Source organism: Microbacterium testaceum, from assembly GCF_006539145.1.
Taxonomy (GTDB): Bacteria; Actinomycetota; Actinomycetes; order Actinomycetales; family Microbacteriaceae; genus Microbacterium; species Microbacterium testaceum.
The window spans coordinates 162,727-179,265 of sequence record NZ_BJML01000008.1 but is presented as its reverse complement, the minus strand read 5'-3'; the positions used below and the strand labels follow the sequence as shown (position 1 = coordinate 179,265).

The 16,539-nt window shown below is 68.3% G+C and carries 19 protein-coding genes and 1 tRNA gene; 14 read left to right on the top strand and 6 right to left on the bottom strand.

Going from position 1 to position 16,539, the window contains the following annotated elements; translation table 11 throughout:
- The first annotated feature begins 48 nt into the window (after positions 1 to 48).
- On the top strand, positions 49 to 1,287 hold the full coding sequence (locus tag MTE01_RS12845; protein WP_141377902.1) for a beta-ketoacyl-[acyl-carrier-protein] synthase family protein: 1,239 nt from the start codon (positions 49 to 51) through the stop codon (positions 1,285 to 1,287).
- Between the two features lie 154 nt (positions 1,288 to 1,441).
- On the opposite strand, the gene MTE01_RS12840 is transcribed toward MTE01_RS12845, so the two are convergent.
- From MTE01_RS12840 to MTE01_RS12830, 3 genes are all read right to left on the bottom strand, one after another.
- A complete protein-coding gene (locus MTE01_RS12840) occupies positions 1,442 to 1,945 on the bottom strand; it encodes a DUF3145 domain-containing protein (protein ID WP_141377900.1) in 504 nt (167 codons plus the stop codon).
- A 159-nt stretch (positions 1,946 to 2,104) separates the two neighbouring features.
- Entirely contained in the window at positions 2,105 to 2,974 is an 870-nt protein-coding gene (locus MTE01_RS12835) for a hemagglutinin (protein ID WP_103209331.1), read from the bottom strand.
- Between the two features lie 77 nt (positions 2,975 to 3,051).
- Positions 3,052 to 3,588, bottom strand: coding sequence for a hypothetical protein (locus MTE01_RS12830; RefSeq protein WP_170210698.1), 537 nt, complete (start codon positions 3,586 to 3,588; stop codon positions 3,052 to 3,054).
- A gap of 142 nt (positions 3,589 to 3,730) precedes the next feature.
- Here MTE01_RS12830 and MTE01_RS12825 point away from each other — a divergent pair, with 142 nt between their 5' ends.
- Together MTE01_RS12825 and MTE01_RS12820 are read left to right on the top strand one after the other, a co-directional pair.
- Positions 3,731 to 4,405 (top strand): response regulator transcription factor, encoded by a 675-nt coding sequence (locus tag MTE01_RS12825; protein ID WP_116239805.1) that lies wholly within the window; start codon positions 3,731 to 3,733, stop codon positions 4,403 to 4,405.
- Positions 4,402 to 5,829: a sensor histidine kinase gene (locus tag MTE01_RS12820; protein WP_246078299.1), complete on the top strand. Its 1,428-nt coding sequence runs from the start codon at positions 4,402 to 4,404 to the stop codon at positions 5,827 to 5,829. The genes MTE01_RS12825 and MTE01_RS12820 overlap by 4 nt, the downstream gene beginning before the upstream one ends.
- A 23-nt stretch (positions 5,830 to 5,852) precedes the next feature.
- Here the strand turns inward: MTE01_RS12820 and MTE01_RS12815 are convergent, their stop codons facing one another.
- Together MTE01_RS12815 and MTE01_RS12810 are read right to left on the bottom strand one after the other, a co-directional pair.
- Complete coding sequence (locus tag MTE01_RS12815; RefSeq protein ID WP_174799694.1) at positions 5,853 to 6,194, bottom strand: DUF7882 family protein; 342 nt, start codon at positions 6,192 to 6,194, stop codon at positions 5,853 to 5,855.
- Positions 6,195 to 6,328: 134 nt separating this feature from the next.
- Positions 6,329 to 6,946 carry a TetR/AcrR family transcriptional regulator gene (locus MTE01_RS12810; protein WP_141377893.1) on the bottom strand — a complete coding sequence of 206 codons (618 nt, stop codon included), beginning with the start codon at positions 6,944 to 6,946 and terminating at the stop codon, positions 6,329 to 6,331.
- Positions 6,947 to 7,056: 110 nt separating this feature from the next.
- Between MTE01_RS12810 and MTE01_RS12805 the strand changes: the two genes are divergently transcribed.
- The 7 genes from MTE01_RS12805 to MTE01_RS12775 all read left to right on the top strand — a co-directional run bounded on the left by MTE01_RS12805 (position 7,057) and on the right by MTE01_RS12775 (position 13,232).
- Positions 7,057 to 7,653 (top strand): DUF6230 family protein, encoded by a 597-nt coding sequence (locus MTE01_RS12805; protein WP_103209317.1) that lies wholly within the window; start codon positions 7,057 to 7,059, stop codon positions 7,651 to 7,653.
- A gap of 11 nt (positions 7,654 to 7,664) precedes the next feature.
- Complete coding sequence (locus MTE01_RS12800) at positions 7,665 to 8,099, top strand: DUF6114 domain-containing protein (protein WP_219728523.1); 435 nt, start codon at positions 7,665 to 7,667, stop codon at positions 8,097 to 8,099.
- On the top strand, positions 8,096 to 8,842 hold the full coding sequence (locus MTE01_RS12795; protein ID WP_116239808.1) for a hypothetical protein: 747 nt from the start codon (positions 8,096 to 8,098) through the stop codon (positions 8,840 to 8,842). The genes MTE01_RS12800 and MTE01_RS12795 overlap by 4 nt, the downstream gene beginning before the upstream one ends.
- Before the next feature lie 170 nt (positions 8,843 to 9,012).
- Positions 9,013 to 10,425 carry a hemolysin family protein gene (locus tag MTE01_RS12790; protein WP_141377891.1) on the top strand — a complete coding sequence of 471 codons (1,413 nt, stop codon included), beginning with the start codon at positions 9,013 to 9,015 and terminating at the stop codon, positions 10,423 to 10,425.
- Complete coding sequence (locus MTE01_RS12785; protein ID WP_116239810.1) at positions 10,422 to 11,444, top strand: CNNM domain-containing protein; 1,023 nt, start codon at positions 10,422 to 10,424, stop codon at positions 11,442 to 11,444. Before MTE01_RS12790 ends, MTE01_RS12785 begins: the two co-directional genes overlap by 4 nt.
- Positions 11,445 to 11,590: 146 nt before the next feature.
- Complete coding sequence (locus MTE01_RS12780) at positions 11,591 to 12,409, top strand: SDR family oxidoreductase (protein WP_116239811.1); 819 nt, start codon at positions 11,591 to 11,593, stop codon at positions 12,407 to 12,409.
- A gap of 466 nt (positions 12,410 to 12,875) precedes the next feature.
- A complete protein-coding gene (locus MTE01_RS12775; RefSeq protein ID WP_141377889.1) occupies positions 12,876 to 13,232 on the top strand; it encodes a hypothetical protein in 357 nt (118 codons plus the stop codon).
- Positions 13,233 to 13,292: 60 nt separating this feature from the next.
- Here the strand turns inward: MTE01_RS12775 and MTE01_RS12770 are convergent.
- A tRNA-Ile gene (locus MTE01_RS12770) sits at positions 13,293 to 13,366 on the bottom strand.
- 135 nt (positions 13,367 to 13,501) lie between these two features.
- On the opposite strand from MTE01_RS12770, the gene MTE01_RS12765 reads away from it, so the two are divergent.
- The 4 genes from MTE01_RS12765 (at position 13,502) to MTE01_RS12750 (ending at position 16,499) form a co-directional block, all read left to right on the top strand.
- Positions 13,502 to 13,792, top strand: coding sequence for a hypothetical protein (locus MTE01_RS12765; protein ID WP_103209307.1), 291 nt, complete (start codon positions 13,502 to 13,504; stop codon positions 13,790 to 13,792).
- Positions 13,789 to 15,378: a hypothetical protein gene (locus tag MTE01_RS12760; RefSeq protein ID WP_103209305.1), complete on the top strand. Its 1,590-nt coding sequence runs from the start codon at positions 13,789 to 13,791 to the stop codon at positions 15,376 to 15,378. The genes MTE01_RS12765 and MTE01_RS12760 overlap by 4 nt, the downstream gene beginning before the upstream one ends.
- A 4-nt stretch (positions 15,379 to 15,382) precedes the next feature.
- The gene (locus MTE01_RS12755; RefSeq protein WP_141377887.1) at positions 15,383 to 15,757 is read left to right on the top strand and encodes a YbaB/EbfC family nucleoid-associated protein; all 375 of its coding nucleotides are present in this window, start codon (positions 15,383 to 15,385) and stop codon (positions 15,755 to 15,757) included.
- Between the two features lie 286 nt (positions 15,758 to 16,043).
- Positions 16,044 to 16,499, top strand: coding sequence for a hypothetical protein (locus tag MTE01_RS12750; protein WP_141377885.1), 456 nt, complete (start codon positions 16,044 to 16,046; stop codon positions 16,497 to 16,499).
- Positions 16,500 to 16,539 lie beyond the last annotated feature (40 nt).

Here is a 16,539-nt window from a genome sequence, read left to right as displayed (position 1 = left end):
GGCCCCCACCGGTCACGACCTGTCGGCCGCACCAAGGATTTCTCGCTCATGAGCACACCCCGCATCGTCGTCACCGGCATCGGAGCCACTTCGCCCATCGGCGGCACGGCGCCCGAGAGCTGGTCCGCCCTGCTCGCCGGAACCTCCGGCGCCCGTTCCCTCGAGCACGAGTGGGTCGAGCAGTACAACCTGCCCGTCACCTTCGCCGCCGAGGCCCTGGTGCGCCCGGAGACCGTGCTCGAGCGCCCCGTCGCCAAGCGCCTCGACCCTTCGTCTCAGCTCGCGATGGTCGCGGCGAAAGAGGCCTGGGAAGACGCCGGCTCCCCCGACATCGACCCCGACCGTCTCGGCGTCGACTTCGCCACCGGTATCGGTGGCGTCTGGACGCTGCTCGACGCGTGGGACACCCTGCGCGAGAAGGGCCCGCGGCGTGTCATGCCGATGACGGTGCCCATGCTCATGCGCAACGCGGCGGCCGGCAACCTCTCCCTCCATTTCAATGCCCGCGCGTTCGCCCGCACGGTCGCCTCGGCCTGCGCCTCGAGCACCGAGTCGATCGTGAACGCCGTGCAGCACATCCGCGACGGCCTGGCCGACGTGGTGATCGCCGGCGGCACGGAGTCGGCGATCCACCCGATCACGATCGCCTCGTTCGCGTCGATGCAGGCGCTGTCGAAGCGCAACGACTCCCCCGAGACGGCGTCCCGCCCGGCCAGCATCGACCGCGACGGCTTCGTCATGGGCGAGGGCGCCGGCGTCCTCATCCTCGAGACCGAGGAGCACGCCAAGGCTCGCGGGGCGAAGATCTACGCCTCGATCGTGGGCGGCGGCGTGACGGCCGACTCGTACCACATCACGGCGAACGACCCCGAGGGTCATGGCGCCGCGCGCGCCGTGCACATGGCACTCGAGATGGCCGGAGCGTCGGTCGACGACGTCACCCACATCAATGCGCACGCCACCTCGACCCCCGTGGGCGATCCGAACGAGTACAAGGCGCTTCGCGCCGTGTTCGGCGACCGTGTCGACGAGATCCCCGTGTCGGCCACCAAGGCCTCCACCGGTCACCTGCTCGGTGGGACAGGTGCTCTCGAAGCGATCTTCACCGTGCTGGCGCTGCAGAATCGTGTCGCTCCGCCGACGATCAACCTGACCGAACAGGACCCCGAGGTTCCGTTCGCGCTTTCGGGTTCGCCCGTCGAGCTCGGCGCCGGCGATCAGCTTGCGATCAGCAACTCCTTCGGCTTCGGCGGGCACAATGCCGTCGTCGCCATCGCCTCGGTCTGAGCGCGATCTCTGCTCCGACGAAAGCCCCCTGGCATCCCTCCGACTGCGATCGGGGATGCCAGGGGGCTCTCATCTCGTCAGGTGCGGGATACGCGGTCCCGGTGCCGGGTGTGGTCACCGACCTCCGGTAGTGGCGCCTCCCCCGCTGACGGTCTCATCCGACCTTGTGCAGCCACACGATCTGCTGGTCGTCGCCGGCGTGGCGGAAGGGTTCGAGCTCTTCATCCCAGGCGGAGCCCAGGGCGACATCGAGTTCGCGTTGCAGCTCGAAGGGATCGCCCGCGGCGACCTCCATCGCGTAGCGCACGCGGTCCTCGGCGATGACGACGTTGCCGGCGGAGTCGGTCTGGGCGAAGTGGATGCCGAGACCCGGTGTGTGCATCCAGCGGGCACCATCGCTTCGCGGCGTCGGGTCTTCGCTCACCTCGAAACGAAGGTGTTCCCAGCCGCGGATCGCACTCGCCAGCGTCGCGCCGGAGCCGACTGGCCCCTCCCAGTAGAACTCCGCACGACGGCTGCCCGTGAGTACGGGCTGCTCGGTCCAATCGAAGTTGACGGCGCGGCCGAGGGCACGTCCCACCGCCCACTCGAGGTGGGGGCACAACGCGCGGGGCGCGGAGTGGATCAGGATCACTCCGCGCGAAGACGTGATCGCCATGATTTCTCCTTCGTCAGGTACGTCTTCCCCTACGACCTGTGATGGAGTGCCGGCGATTGTTCGGTTGTCCGGCAATTATCGCCCCTGCATAACGAAATCACAACACTGTGATTTCTCCGCACCTCCCGCGTGTCGGGTCGCGCCCTTCGCCGGACTCGATCACCCGAACCACAGCGCCCAGTAGAGCGCGAAATTGCGATTGCCGTACGCCGAACAGGCGTCGCCGGTCCCCCACCGCGCGGCGAGGGCGGCGGCGTTCGGCTGGTACGGCGTGTAGTTGTACAACGCTGCGGTGGCGGCATTGGCGATGGTCACGTCGGACCCACCGCACGAGGGATCGGGAGAGTAGGCGAGGTAGTGCGTACCCGGTTGCCGCATGAAGTCCGACGCACTGTACGACTTCAGGTCGGTCGCCGCCTGGGCCACCTGCGCCCCGAAGCCGGCGGCCCCGGCATCGCATGGAGCGGTGTCGGGGCACCGTGCGCCCATCGCCGCACCGAGCTGCGCCGGCGAGGGCGCACGGGCGGTGCGCCCCGAGATGAGGCTCTGCTCCTTCTGGAGAGTGACCAGCAGAACCTTCGCCGAGATCCCGCACGCCCGCTGCAGGCGGTCGATGATCTGGGCGGCAGTGAGCACGCCCCCGTCATACCCCTCGCAGATCGTTCGCCCCGTAGCGTCGGAGACGATCGGCCCCCGGGCCGGGAGCTCGGAACGCAGAAGAGACAGACAGGCGTCGTTTCGGCACTCCCCCACCTGGTCGTCGAGGAACGCCTGGATCTGGTCGGCGGTGAGAGCGTCACCGTCGTAGAACTGGTCGTCGTCGATGAGGTGGCCCGGATCGAACGACGTGAGGTCGATGGCCTCGCGCCGCGCCTCGGTGTTCCACGCCGTGGCCAGTGAGACGAGCGGGACGACCGCGAGGACGACCAGGCCGACGAGTACCGCCGCTACCGCAGCGAACGCGAGGCGTCGCCGCCGGATCAGTCGATCCCGAGGTGTGCGACGGCGCCGCGTGCGTGTTCTCGCCACCCGTCGATCGTGCCTCACCGCGCTGACCGCGCGCTGCACGCGAGAGGCGTGGCGCGGCGGTCAGCGCGGAGCAGGGGTCAACTTCCCGGCGTGGCGGGAGGCGTCGGCGCGGTTCCGTCGGCCGGCGGGGTCGGAGCCGTGCCGTCCGTGGGCGGCGCGGGCGGCGTGGGCTTCTGCCCGTCGGCCGGCGGGGTGGGGGCGGTGCCCCCGGCGGGCGGTGCGGGCTTGGAGGCATCGCCCTTCGGAGCGCCCGGGCCGCCGGGGCCGCACTCGGCCGGTCCCTTGCCGCCACCGGGGGCAACGGGAGCCGTGCCGTCGGCAGAAGGCGTGGGAGCCGTTCCGTCGGCGGGGGCGGAGGGGGTCGAGCCCGGGGTGGGGGCCGTACTGCCGGCGCCGGTCGAGCCGCCGTCGGCGCTCGGCGCCGAGGTCGTCGAGGCCGCGAGGGGGCCGGTTCCGCTGCTCTGCGCCGCGAGGGCGGCGGTCCCCCCGGTCAGGCCTGCGGCCACGATCACGGCGCCGGCGATCAGCGCTGGTCCGCGCCACGAGCGGCGGCGGGGTTCGGGAGTCTCCTCCTGACGCGGCAGCGGCAGGGTGGGGTTGTCGTCGTTCATCATTCTCTTCCCGTCCGGTGTCGGTCACCGGCTCTGAGACCAGACTTCGAGCCGGGACTGAAGCGAACCTGAAGTCGGATCCCCCGCCCGCCACGCATACGCAAGCCATAACCCGCATTCAGCCCGCGACCGTATCGTCGCTCGGATGTCCCATGCTGCCCGCGTGCTCGTCCTCGACGACGACGAGACGATCCGCGTCGCCGTCACCACGGCCCTGCGCGCCGATGGTTTCGTCGCAGAGGCGGCCCCGGACGGCACGGATCTCAGTGAGAGACTGGCGTCTTTCCGCCCCGACCTCGTGATCATCGACTGGATGATGCCCGGGCCGAGCGGCATCCGGTTGCTCCCGACCGTGCGAGCCGCGGGCGACACGGCGGTGATCATGCTGACCGCGCGGGATGAGGTGGACGATCGTCTCCGCGGGTTCGCCGAAGGGGCCGACGACTACGTCGTGAAGCCGTTCACCATGGCCGAACTCGTCGCACGGAGTTCAGCGGTGCTGCGGCGACGCGGGCGGCTGCCGCAGACGGTGTCCGTGGCCGATCTCGTGGTGGATCCGGATGCCGCGACCGCACATCGAGGTGGGGTGTCGCTCGAGCTCACGGCCACCGAGTTCCGCCTGCTGCAGCTGCTCGCGGAGAGTCGCGGACGGACCCTCTCCAAGGCGCAGATCCTCACCCAGGTGTGGGGGTACGAGGATTACGACCCGAACCTGGTCGAGGTGCACCTGAGCGCCCTGCGACGCAAGATGGAGCAGCGCGGGCCGCGACTGATCCACACCGTCCGCGGAATGGGATACCGCCTGAGCGAGGAACGGTGAGCGTGTCGCCGCCGCTGAAGTCGGGGTCGCTGCGCCGGCGCACGATCGTCGCAGTCGTGGTCCTCGTCGCTCTGCTGCTCGTCGTGCTCTCCGTCGTCGTGGACGTGGCACTGGGCGCACGCCTCCGCGGCCAGATCGAGGAGCGCCTTCGCGATCGCGCGGCTGCCGCCGCGTCGCTCGTGGGAACGGTCGACGATGCGGATCTCGCCGAGCGGCTGTCGGATCAGGGGCTCGCCGTCCGTATCGTCGGCGCAAGCGGGGACTCGGTGGTCGCCGGTCCCAGCCCCGAGCAGCTGCGCGACGCTCCCCCGGGTGGACCCGGTGGCCCCGGCGCGGGGCCCGCTGCCCGGTCGACGCCACAGCCGACCGCATCGAGCGATGTGAGCGTCGTCGCCTCCGAGGTCACGGGCGACGACGACCTCGTCACGCTCCGCTCGACGCTCAGCGACGGCTCCACCTTGACGCTGACGGCATCGGCCGCCGGCATCGGTGACACGCTCGCCCAGGTGCGCTGGATCATGGCGCTGTCGTCCATCGGTGTCCTCGTCCTGGCCGCGGGCGCGGTGACTCTCGTCGTGCGCCGAAGCCTCCGGCCCCTCGACCAGGTCTCTCGCGTCGCTCGCGCGATCGGCTCCGGCGAGCGGCAACGGCGTCTTCACCCCACCCGCTCCGACACCGAGATCGGGCGCGTCGCCACCGCCCTCGACGACATGCTCGACGACGTGGTGGGCGCCGAGCAGGCCGCTCGAGACGCCGAGCAGCGCCTTCGTGCGTTCCTCTCGGACGCAGCGCACGAGTTGCGCACGCCGGTCGCCGGCATCCGTGCCGCGGCCGACACGCTGGTACGTGCCGACCTCGACGGACCCGAGCGCGAGATGCTCGCCGCACACGTCGCGCGAGAGGCGGCACGGGCCTCGCGCCTCGTCGACGACCTGTTGACCATGGCCCGCGTCGATCGCGGTCTCGAGCTCTCTCGCGCCGCCCTCGACCTGCGTTCGCTCGTCGAGGCCGAGGTGCACCGGGTCCCGCTCGTTCACCCCTCGCTGCGGGTTCGGGCCCTGCTTCCGGATGCCGCTGTCCCGGTTCACGCCGACCTCGACCGACTCGCGCAGGTGCTTTCGAATCTGGTCGAGAACGCGTCGCGAGCGACCGGGCGAACCGGACATGTCACCCTGGCGGTCTCGACGCGCGGCGAGGACGCGGTGGTGTCCGTCGCCGATGACGGGCCGGGTGTCGCGCCGGCCGATCGCGAGCGCATCTTCGAGCGTCTCGTTCGTCTGGACGCGGCACGGGCGGCATCCGGCGGGGTGGGACTCGGTCTGCCGATCGCGCGCGGAATCGCCCGGGCGCACGGCGGCGACGTACGGTGCGTCGACACCGAGCACGGCGCCCGGTTCGAGGTCACTCTGCCGTTGCAAGGGTGAGGAGCGGGGACGCCCCTCCGCGCTCAGGCCGAGCGCCCGCCGACCGGCTGCCGAGGCGGTGTCGTGGTCACCGGGGCGATGCCGGCGGCGGTCAGTGTCAGCCCGTCGGCGCCACTCGCATCGTGCATCATCTGATCCACGAGCGCGCGGTCGATCGCCGGCTCCCGTCCACCGTAGAACTGCATGACGAGCGCATTAGAGGCGTGTATCCAGAGGCTGGCCTGTCGCACGCCTTCGTTGACGGGCAGCTGCAGCATGAAGCCCTCGTTGCGTCGTAGCTTGTTCATCACGACGATGCGGAGGTGCGCGAGGATGCGGTCGTCGATGTCGAACGACGCACGGTCACGGTAAATGAGACGTCCCATCACAGGTCCTTTTCCGGCTCGACGAATCGAACCTTGTTTCTGGGGGACCGCGCTGGGGCGCAGCAATGGGGGCTCTCCTATTGTGCCACCCATCACCTAGAGGGGGGCGTTGGGCGAGCGGACGCCCGGCGGGATCACTTCCGAGGCGGCGAGGGGACGGCGTCCCCCGTCACGGAGGCCAGGACGCCGAAGGCCGATCGAGAGAGGAAGGCGACGATCTCCGCCGCGGGCATCTCGGTGCCGAGGGCGAGTTCGACGAGAACCTCCTCGGCGAAGTTCACCCACGAACGAAGCGCCACACGCAGCAGCGGGGAGTCTTCCGCCCCGAGTTCGAGGAATCCGTCCGTGACCCAGCCCGCGGTGACGTCGCGGGCACGGTCGACTTCGTGCCGCACCTCGGGGTCGCCCGAGGCGACGCCTCGGACGAGCGAGTAGAAGGTGCCGCGGTGCTCGCGGACGAAGGCGACGATGCGGGTGAGCGTGTCGTCGAGACGCTCACGCGGGCCGAGGTCGTCACGCGGAACGGATGCCGCGAGGAGCGCTGCGGCAGCCGTGATCACGACCTCCCGGTGCAGGCCCTGGCGGGAGCCGAAGTAGTGGAACAGCAGCCCGCGCGAGACGCCGACTCGTTGCGACAGGACCTCCATCGTGAGGTCGTCGAGGGGCTTCTCGGCGAGGAAGGCGACTCCCGAGGCGACGAGCTGGGCGCGCCGCTGGTCCGGCGTGAGGCGCGTGCGGCGATCGCTCGACATGAGGAAACTCTAACGAAGCGATGCCGGACCAATCTATTGACACACTGTCAATGAGGCGTAGCCTGGGCTCGCTCGGCGCCGTCGCCGGGCTTGCTTAAGCAGGAGGATCGATGAAGTTCCGCAGCCTGACCCGCTCCCGTACCGGCCGGGTGGCCCTCGCCACCGTTCCCGTGGCCGCCGTCGCGAGCCTTCTTCTCACCGGCGTCGCCCAGGGCGCCGTGCCGGTTTCGTTCGCCGTCTCCGGCAGCCAGTTCCAGATCAGCGCGTCGCAGCTCGAAGGCACCGGCTTCTCGCAGTACGCGGGCGTCACGAACGACACCGCGGGCGGCCAGCACAACGTCGCCATCGCGAATATCAAGTCCGCCACCCTCGCCGACCTCTGTCAGTCGGTCGTCAGCGACACTCCCCTGGGCAAGGTGGGCGTCCTCATCACCGCCGGAGGCGGCGGTGCCCCGGCCTCGGCCTCCGACCTCCAGATCGGCATGACCGGGTTGAAGGGCGACTCCTCGTTCGGCAACATCCGCATCGGCGTCGACGCGTCGACGGTCAACACGTCGGCGAAGGGCACCGCGGGTGATTTCGCTCAGGATGCCGACACCATCTCCATCAAGGGTCTGCAGCAGACAGCCTGGAGTACGCAGGCCTCGGTGTTCACCCTCACCGGCATGAAGCTCGAGCTGACCGACGGCTCGAAGACCTGCTTCTGATCGGAGTAGCCATGACCTCCTCCGACATGCCCGCTCGAGCGCGCTTTCACGAGTGGCGCCGCAGCCGTCCCCTGGTGGGCGGACTCCTCGTCGCGCTCGGCGGTGTCGAGATGTTCTTTTCCAGCCAGCTCGACATCGGGCGACTGCACATCCAGCTCGGGATCGAGGGGCTTCAGGCCACGGTGATCCCCGTCGTTCTCGTGCTGCTCGGCATCCTGCTCATCCTCATGCCGGCGCACCGCATCTTCTACGGTGTCATCGCCTTGGCAGTTGCGGTGTACTCGCTGGTCGGTGTCAATCTCGGCGGTTTCCTGCTCGGGATGCTGTTGAGCGCGGTGGGCGGGATCATCGCCGTATCGTGGGCGCCGGCTCGTGCAGAGTCGGATGCCGCTCCTCCGTCGCGTATCGAGGAGGCGGAGAACGCGTCGACGGGGGTCGAGCGATGAAGCGCGTCCGGGCCGCGGCCGCGCTGACCGCGGCGATGCTGGTGCTCGGCGGGGCGACGGGAGCGGGAGCCGCGTGGGCGGACGACGGACTGCGCCCGGCCCGCCTGTGCATTCCGATCCTGTTCCCCTGCAGCGCCCCCACGCCCGCCCCCACATCGACGCCGACTCCCACCCCGACACCGGGGCTCACCCTTCCCGGCCTGCCGGCAGTTCCCGATGCGGGATCCTCGGCACCCGGTGCGCCGTCTACGCCCGCACCCTCGGTACCGCCCGCCGACGAAGGGACGACGCCGCCGGCACAGGCGGCCGTCGCCGATCGGGATGCTCCCGTCTTCACGCAACCGTCGGCACAGCTCGGGGCGCAGTCGCTATCGTTCCGCGGCATCCCGCTCGTCAGCGTCGTCACGGTGCCGCTGGCCGATGGTACGCGCATCACCGCGTTGAAAATGACGGCGGATCAGATCACGATCGAGGGGTTCGCGCTGACGGTTCGGCGCGAGACGGGACCTGCGCTGGTCACGACCGCCGACCGCATGACGCTGTCGGGGCACGTGTCGGTGTACCTGAACTCGCTGTCGGCCACCACCGCGGACGGCAAGACTCTCACTCTCGGGGCCGACACTCCCCCGCCGGCAGACGGCATCGCGCCGGGCCTGGCGCGACTGACTCTGGGGTTGGTGGGAACCACGGCCGACTCGATCGTGTACACGAACACCGACCAGAAGATCACCGAGGCAGGGTGATCGCGCAGTCGGGGTGAATCCCCAGCCTCGCGGGGTTCCCGCTCGATAAAGTCGGTGCGATCACTGATCATCGACCCACGAGAGAGAAAACCCGTGAGCCATCACCGCACCTCCACCGACCAGGAGGGCCGATCTTGGAGCCCCCTCTTCCAGAGAGGGGGTGAGATCTGATGCTGGCTGCGGCCCTGACACTGCTGTTGGGTATCGTCGTGACTCTGGCGATCATCGTCGCCTGCGGCTTCTTCGTCGCACAGGAGTTCGCCTACATGTCCGTCGACCGGTCGCGGATGGCGGCGAAGGCCGAGAAGGGCGACGCGCAGGCCAAGCGCGTGCTGGCGATCACCAAGCGCACCTCCTTCATGCTGTCGGGTGCCCAGCTGGGCATCACCGTCACGGGCCTTCTGATCGGCTACGTGGCCGAACCGCTGATCGGTGAGTCGCTCGGTACGCTCCTCGGCGGGGTCGGCATCGACCCGGCCGTCTCGGTACTCATCGGCACCATCGGCGCCCTGCTCCTGGCCACCGTCGTCACGATGATCTTCGGAGAGCTGTACCCGAAGAACCTGGCCATTGCGAGCCCCGAGCCCCTGGCCCGTGCGCTGGCCGTGCCGACGCGCATCTACCTGCTGCTTTTCGGCTGGCTCATCACCGTGTTCGATGTGGCCGCCAACGCCCTGCTACGCCTGCTACGCCTGCTGCGCATCGAGCCGCTCGAAGACGTCGACGAGAGCGCCACCGCGCGCGACCTCGAGGCGATCATCGAGGAGTCGCGCGTGAGCGGCGACCTGCCCGACGACCTCTCGATGATCATCGACCGCATCCTCGATTTCCCGCAGCGCGACGTCGAGCATGCGATGGTGCCGCGCTCCCAGGTGGGTTCGGTGAGCCCCGACACCACGGTCGGCGAGGTTCGCGCGCTCATGGCAACCGGTCACACCCGCTACCCCGTGATCGGCGACGAAGACTCTCCCGTCGGCGTCGTCGAACTGATCGATGTCCTCCGCGAGCAGCCCGCGGACGATGCCCCCGTGGCCTCCGTCATGCGCGCCGCCGTCGTGATTCCGACCTCGATGCTTCTGCCCGTCGCCCTCGACCGCATGCGCCGTTCGCGGAACGAGCTCGCCTGCGTCGTCGACGAATACGGCAATTTCGACGGCATCCTGACGATCGAAGACCTGACCGAAGAGGTCATCGGCGAGCTGTCCGACGAGCACGACGTCGAGGTCGCCGAGGTCTCGGCCGACGGAGACCATGCCTGGACGGTCCCCGGCGACCTGCACCTCGACGAGCTCGAGCGCCTGATCGGTCTCGACCTCGCCGTCAGCGACGTCGAGACCGTGGCCGGACTCGTGATCGAGACCCACGGGGATCTTCCGGCCGTCGGGACGATTGTGCGGATCGACCTTCCCGAGCGGGCGTCCGAGACGGTGCAGGGGCTCGACATCGAGCGCTGGCTCGCCGTCGAGGTCGTCGAGGTGGACCGGCACGTCCCCTCTCAACTCACGGTCCACCTGCACGAGGTGGATCGGGATGCCGATGCCGCCGACGAAGCTCCTGCCGTCGATGAGGAGGTGGCCCGATGAACGGCTGGACCGTCGCGCTCATCACCACCGCGCTGATCATCGCGAGCGCGTTCTTCGTCATCGTGGAGTTCGCTCTGCTCGCCGCTCGTCGGCACCGTCTCGAAGAGGAGGCCGCCACCAGCGCCTCGGCGCGTGCCGCCCTTCGCGGGGTCAACGAGCTGACCGTCATGCTGGCGTTCGCGCAGCTCGGCATCACGGCATGTACCTTCCTGCTCGGTGCCATCACCAAGCCCGCGATCGACTACGCGTTGGCGCCGGCCTTCGAGGCCTGGGGCCTGCCCTACGTGCTCGCCGACATCATCGCGTTCATGCTCGCGCTGATCGTCGTGACCTTCCTGCACCTCGTGATCGGCGAGATGGCGCCGAAGTCGTGGGCGATCGCGCATCCCGAGACCGCGGCGAAAGCCACCGGCATCCTCGCCCGCGCTCTCACCTGGCCGCTGCGTCCGTTCCTGCTGTGGATCAACCACATCGCGAACCGCCTCGTGAAGGCCTCGGGCGTCGAGCCGGTCGACAAGGCCGCCGCGGGCGGACAGGACGCCGACACGATCCGCGAGCTCGTGGCGCACTCACGTCAGGCGGGCACGCTCGAGAAGCAGTACTCCGAGCCGATCGCACAGGCGATCGCGCTCGGCACCCTGACCGTGGGTGACATCGTCCGCACCGACCGTTCCCCCACGAGCGTGCCCGCAGATGCCACGGTGGCCGACGTCCAGGCCGTCGCCGCCTCGTCTACGCACTTGCGCATCCTCGTCGGTTCGGGCGCCTCGTCGCGCGTCGCGCACGTGCGCGACGCGCTGACGGTCGACCCGGCTACGCCGGCGCTCGAGATCGCCCGCGATCCGCTGGTTCTCGAGCCCACGGCATCCGCGTACGACGCCCTTGCACGGATGCGCCGCGGTCGTGTGCAGCTGGCGACGGTGGTCGAGGGTGAGAGTCTGCTCGGTGTCGTGACGCTCGACGACCTTCTGCGCGAGATCCTGCCCGGGCCGGGAGAGCTGGCGACCGCCGCTCGTTGACCCTCGTGTCGCGAAGGCCCCGTCCGTTCATCGCGGGCGGGGCTTTCCGATGGTGGCGCGAGCGTGGGGTGTCAACCCGAGGAGTTTCTGATCGCCGCGGCGTACCGTCGCCCGCGTTCACCCCCACATCTCTTCGGAGGACACTCATGAGCAAGACCTGGTTCATCACCGGCGCATCAAAGGGCTTCGGCCGCGAATGGGCCGAGGCAGCCCTCGAACGCGGCGACAACGTCGCGGGCACCGCCCGCAACCTCGACGACGTGAAAGAGCTGGTCGACGGTTACCCCGACACGTTCTTCCCCCTTCAGCTCGACGTGACCGACCGCTCCGCCGACGTCGACGCCGTGAAGAAAGCACACGAGAAGTTCGGTCAGCTCGATGTCGTCGTCAACAACGCCGGCTACGGGCACTTCGGCATGGTCGAGGAGCTGACCGAGGACGAGGTGCGCGCGCAGCTCGAGACCAACTTCTTCGGCGCCCTCTGGGTCACGCAGGCGGCCCTGCCGATCATGCGCGCGCAGGGCTCGGGCCACATCATCCAGGTGTCGAGCATCGGCGGCATCAGCGCGTTCCCGACTGTCGGCGCCTATCACGCGTCCAAGTGGGCGCTCGAGGGGCTGTCGCAGTCTCTCTCGCAGGAGGTTGCCGGCTTCGGCATCCACGTGACCCTCATCGAGCCCGGCGGGTACTCGACCGACTGGTCGGGCCCCTCTGCTCAGCGCAGCGACGAGATCGACGCCTACGCCGACGTGCGAGAGCAGGCGGCCAAGCGCCCCTCTGCTGCCGACCCCGGCAAGCCCGAGGCGACGCGCGCGGCGATCTTGAAGGTGGTGGATGCCGAGAACCCGCCGCTCCGCATCTTCTTCGGCAAAGCGCCGCTCGGAATCGCTGAGCGCGACTACGAGTCGCGGCTGCAGACGTGGCGCGAGTGGCAGCCGGTCTCGGAGGAGGCGCACGGCTCGTAGGACGGACGGCGTCGGTTTCGGAGATTGTTCCGGGGCGCGGACCGTGCACCGGGGGCGTCTTACGACACCCCTTTGCACGGATCGCGCCCCGCTGTCGTCGGCTTTCGACAGGTGCCTGCTGCGGGTTGACGTGTTCGCGGCAATTCGGGCACCGGGCGCTGCGTCGACGGCCCCCCTGGGTGATGTCGCTCTTTTGTCGCGGACGCACGTTGGTGCTCGCACAACACCTGTCTGAGCGTCATGCCCGCGTTGAGATCGGGGGGGGGGCATCGGTACGGGCGATAGGAACGCGGCCCATGACTGCCGGTACGCACCGAACGCACGGGGTACCTTGCGGCCTTTCGGCCGTTGCCGTCGGGCTCACCATGGTCACATTCGCCCCGCCACCGCAGTGAGGCTCATGGGCACGTCCGACTTTGGCATTCGTCGCCCGTGCGGTCGTTCCGCATGCCGCTAGGGTCGGGGCATGACGTCGCCCGCCCTGCCCCCGCAGCAGCCGCCTTTCCCGCCGCCGCCGTTGCCGGCGGTGACGAACGGAACCGCTATCGCCGCCGTCGTGCTGGGCCCGATCGCGGTGCTCAACGCGGCGTTCGTCCCCTTGCCCTACCTCGGCATCGTCGCGATCTTCACCGCGTTTCCGCTGGCGGTGGCGACGATCATCCTGGGCCACCTCGGACTCCGGACGGCCGGGCGTTACGGGGTGGGTCGGGCTCTGGCCGTTATCGGATTGATCTGCGGCTACCTCGCCCTCGGGGTGATCCTGTCCACGGCGGCGACGTTCTTCTCGCTGTTCCTGCTCTCCCGGCCGTCGATGGTCGGCTGACCAGGTTCGTCGCCCCCGAGAAGGACCCCCGACCAGGTGATCCCGGCCGGGGGTCTCGCGTAGGGCGGGTGGGACTTGAACCCACGATCGTCGGGTTATGAGCCCGCTGCCTTGACCAGCTTGGCCACCGCCCCCAGCGACGTCGAGCCTACCGTCATCCGGTTATCCACAGGTGGTGAGCATTCCTGCGAAGCGGCGAGGGCTTTCGCTATGGTGTTGGCAAAGCTGACACGAGCGGGGGCCCCGTGGCGGGAAGAACGCACATCATCATGGACACCGACGTCCTGGCAGAACAGGCGTCGACGTTAGGACGCGTAAGCGATTCGCTGGATGCCGCGGCGTCCGCCGCCGGAACGCCGCTTCCTGGCTCGGCATTCGGCGTTCTGGCGTCGGGAATCGTCGTCGGAGCTGCGAACGGTCTTGCGAGCAACACCGCGCAGTTGCTGTCGAGCGCAAGAGAGCTCGTTGCGACGATGCAGAAGGGCGTGCAGGTCGCACGCGAGTCGTTCGACGAGGTCGAGGAACAGGCCGTCGCGGTGATGCAGGAGTTCGAGTCGTGAGCGGCGCTGCCGCCGTCGCTGCGCAGCTGCGCAGCGAGTCGTGGGCCGGAGGGGCGTCACGCTCGTCGGGTGGAGGGTGCGACGGCATCCCCGGTTTCGCAGGCTGGCTGATCACCTACGTGCAGCCACTCCCCCAGTGGATGGACGAGCTGCAGGGCGACCCGGGCGCCATATCCCTGCGCTCGTCGGAGTGGCGCACGGTCGAGTCGTCGGTGTCGGAGTTGACCCTCGACCTCGCGTCCGCCGCGCGGGCTCTCGACGACCTCGATGGCCGGACTGTGCGGGCCCTTCGCCAGCGGTACGAAGACGTCTCGAGGGTGTTGACGGACGTGCAGGACTGGGCGGGTGCAGCCTCGTCCGCTCTCGCTCTCGCTTCGACACTCGTTACCGCCTGCCGCGACGCGATCTGCGGCCTGCTGAACGCCCTGGCGCGTTTGGCGGATTCGTTGACCAGCTTCACCCTGAACCCGTTCGACAAGCTCGACGCCATCCGCGAGTTCGCGGACGCGGCGTGGGACATCATCGTCCTGGCGCGGGACCTGATCGAGCAGCTCCTCACGGCGCTCGGGCAGCTGGGCCGTCTGCTCGGGGAGCTTGGGCCGATCGTCGGTGACGGCTTGGTCGTCCTCCAGGATCTCCTGGGTCGCATGCTGCCGGGCATCGCAGCGTTCGTCGGGGGCCCGGTTGGGTACCTCCTCGGAACAGGGCTTGGCGACATGCTTAAAGCGGACCCGTCGGTGGGCGAGCTTGATCCGAGCGCCGCTAGTGACGATCAGGCGTACGAAGAACTCATGAAGCGGGGTTCGATCTCGTCGCCCGGTGATCTCATTGAGGGCAATGGATTGATCGATCGCATCAGCGGTAAAGACCAGACAGCGGTGAGTATCTCCACGATCAGGAGGCCTGACGGGTCTACTTACACGTTGGTCAATCTGCCCTCGACCCTGGACTGGGGCATTCTGAAGGGCATCCTCGGCGACGATCCCTTGGGGGACTCGTTGAAGGACTATGCCCCACTCAACGACCTCGACAGCAACATCGCCCTTGTCTTGATGGATAACCCCATTATCCGCACGCAGTATGAGCGCGCGGTTCAGAAGATGATGGAAGATGCAGGGGTACCCCCCGGGTCGGACGTAGTGTGGTCCGGGTTCAGCCAAGGGGGGATCATGGCCGGAAATCTTGGCGCCGACTCGTCTTCGCCGTACAACACGATCGGGGTCGTCACGAATGGCTCCCCCACGGAGCAATACGACATTCCGAGTCATATTCCAGTACTGCAGGTTGAACACGTCTCGGACCCTGTCCCGAAGCTCGATGGCCGAGCACCTGTCGACTGGAATGCAGATGTCGTCAACGGTCCGCTAGGGCCGAGCGTGGTGGTCGCCGGAACCGTGCCCAAGAACATCGACTGGGTCGTCTTGTCTGACCCGGGCGGTTCCATCGACCCCAACAAGACGCACAACGCCGACACGTACACCTCTGACTTCAGGGACTACCTCTCGAACGGCGGGAATCTGAAAAACGACTGGACCTTCCTCAATGGCACGGTAGAAGAGGTTTACGTCGGAAAGTCTGGAGAGTAAAAATATGGACTTCAGTATTGACGAACGGGTTGAAGCAGCGCGTGCCCGTCTAGAAACGCAGTTCGCTGCAGCTGCCATTGCCAGAGAACGTGCCGATGGTGCTATGGAAGAGCTGCGGTCCGTGTCGAAGACCATTCGAAGCGAGGGCGGAGAATGCACCGTCACATCCGCCGCAGACGGAAAGATCCTAAATGTCACCCTCGCCAGCGGCTTTCGTACTGATGCCCGGCTTTCGTCGGTCCTCACAGAAACCATCTCCCGCGCGCAGGCAGCGGCACGGTCCGAGGCTGCGGATCGCGCGTCGACAATGTTCGGCGAGTCTTTCCCGCTCGTTTCTGGGCTTCGAAAGGGGTCAGATGAACGGGGGGCGGCTCGATGAGCGGGCGACTCGACGTCCAACTCGGTTCGCTCGCTGACCACGCGCAGAACCTCGATGCGCAGGCGGCCCAGCTGGAATCGGTGGCAACCCAGCTTCAAACGGCTATCGCGGCGTTGAATGCGCAGACCAGCGGTGAAGCCACGGATGCCGCAGTTTCGTCGAGTACGCGGGCGATGATAGAGACCCGCGCTCGTGCAGCTCGCCTCAGTCGGAACGCGGCGACGATCCGCACTCTCGCGGATGTTTACGAATCGTGCGACCTCGCTGGCGCACGAGCTTTGGGGGAATGATGGGCGTCAACACTGTGCGTGCGGGATTGACCCTTCTGACGGTAACGCTCTTGGTCGGACTGACCGCCTGCTTCGGCGGGCCCAGCGCCGGCGACAAGGAGGCGCAGCTCACAGCGGCGCTCGAATCCGCGGGTAGCGGTGTCGTGGGCGCGAAAGTGGTTACTACCCCCTCTGGCGCGGGTGGCTTGACCGTCACAGTGAAACTCTCCTCCGATGGTCTGGAGTCGGGCGGCCGCGAGGTCGCCGCCGCGACCCTGACACGCATCCTCGCGGTTACGGCAGACAACGCTGCAGACATGAAAGTGACGAGTCTGTATCTTTACGCCGACGACGATTTCGGGAAAGACCTATCGTTCCGAGATGCCGCGACGGAGCTCGGACTTCAAAAGTCACTCAACGGCGACTCGCTGACGCTTGTAGCGGAGGAATGGACCTCCTACGCCGGGAAGTGACCGCGAGCCAAGGAAGATGATGCGATTATGAGCACGTGGA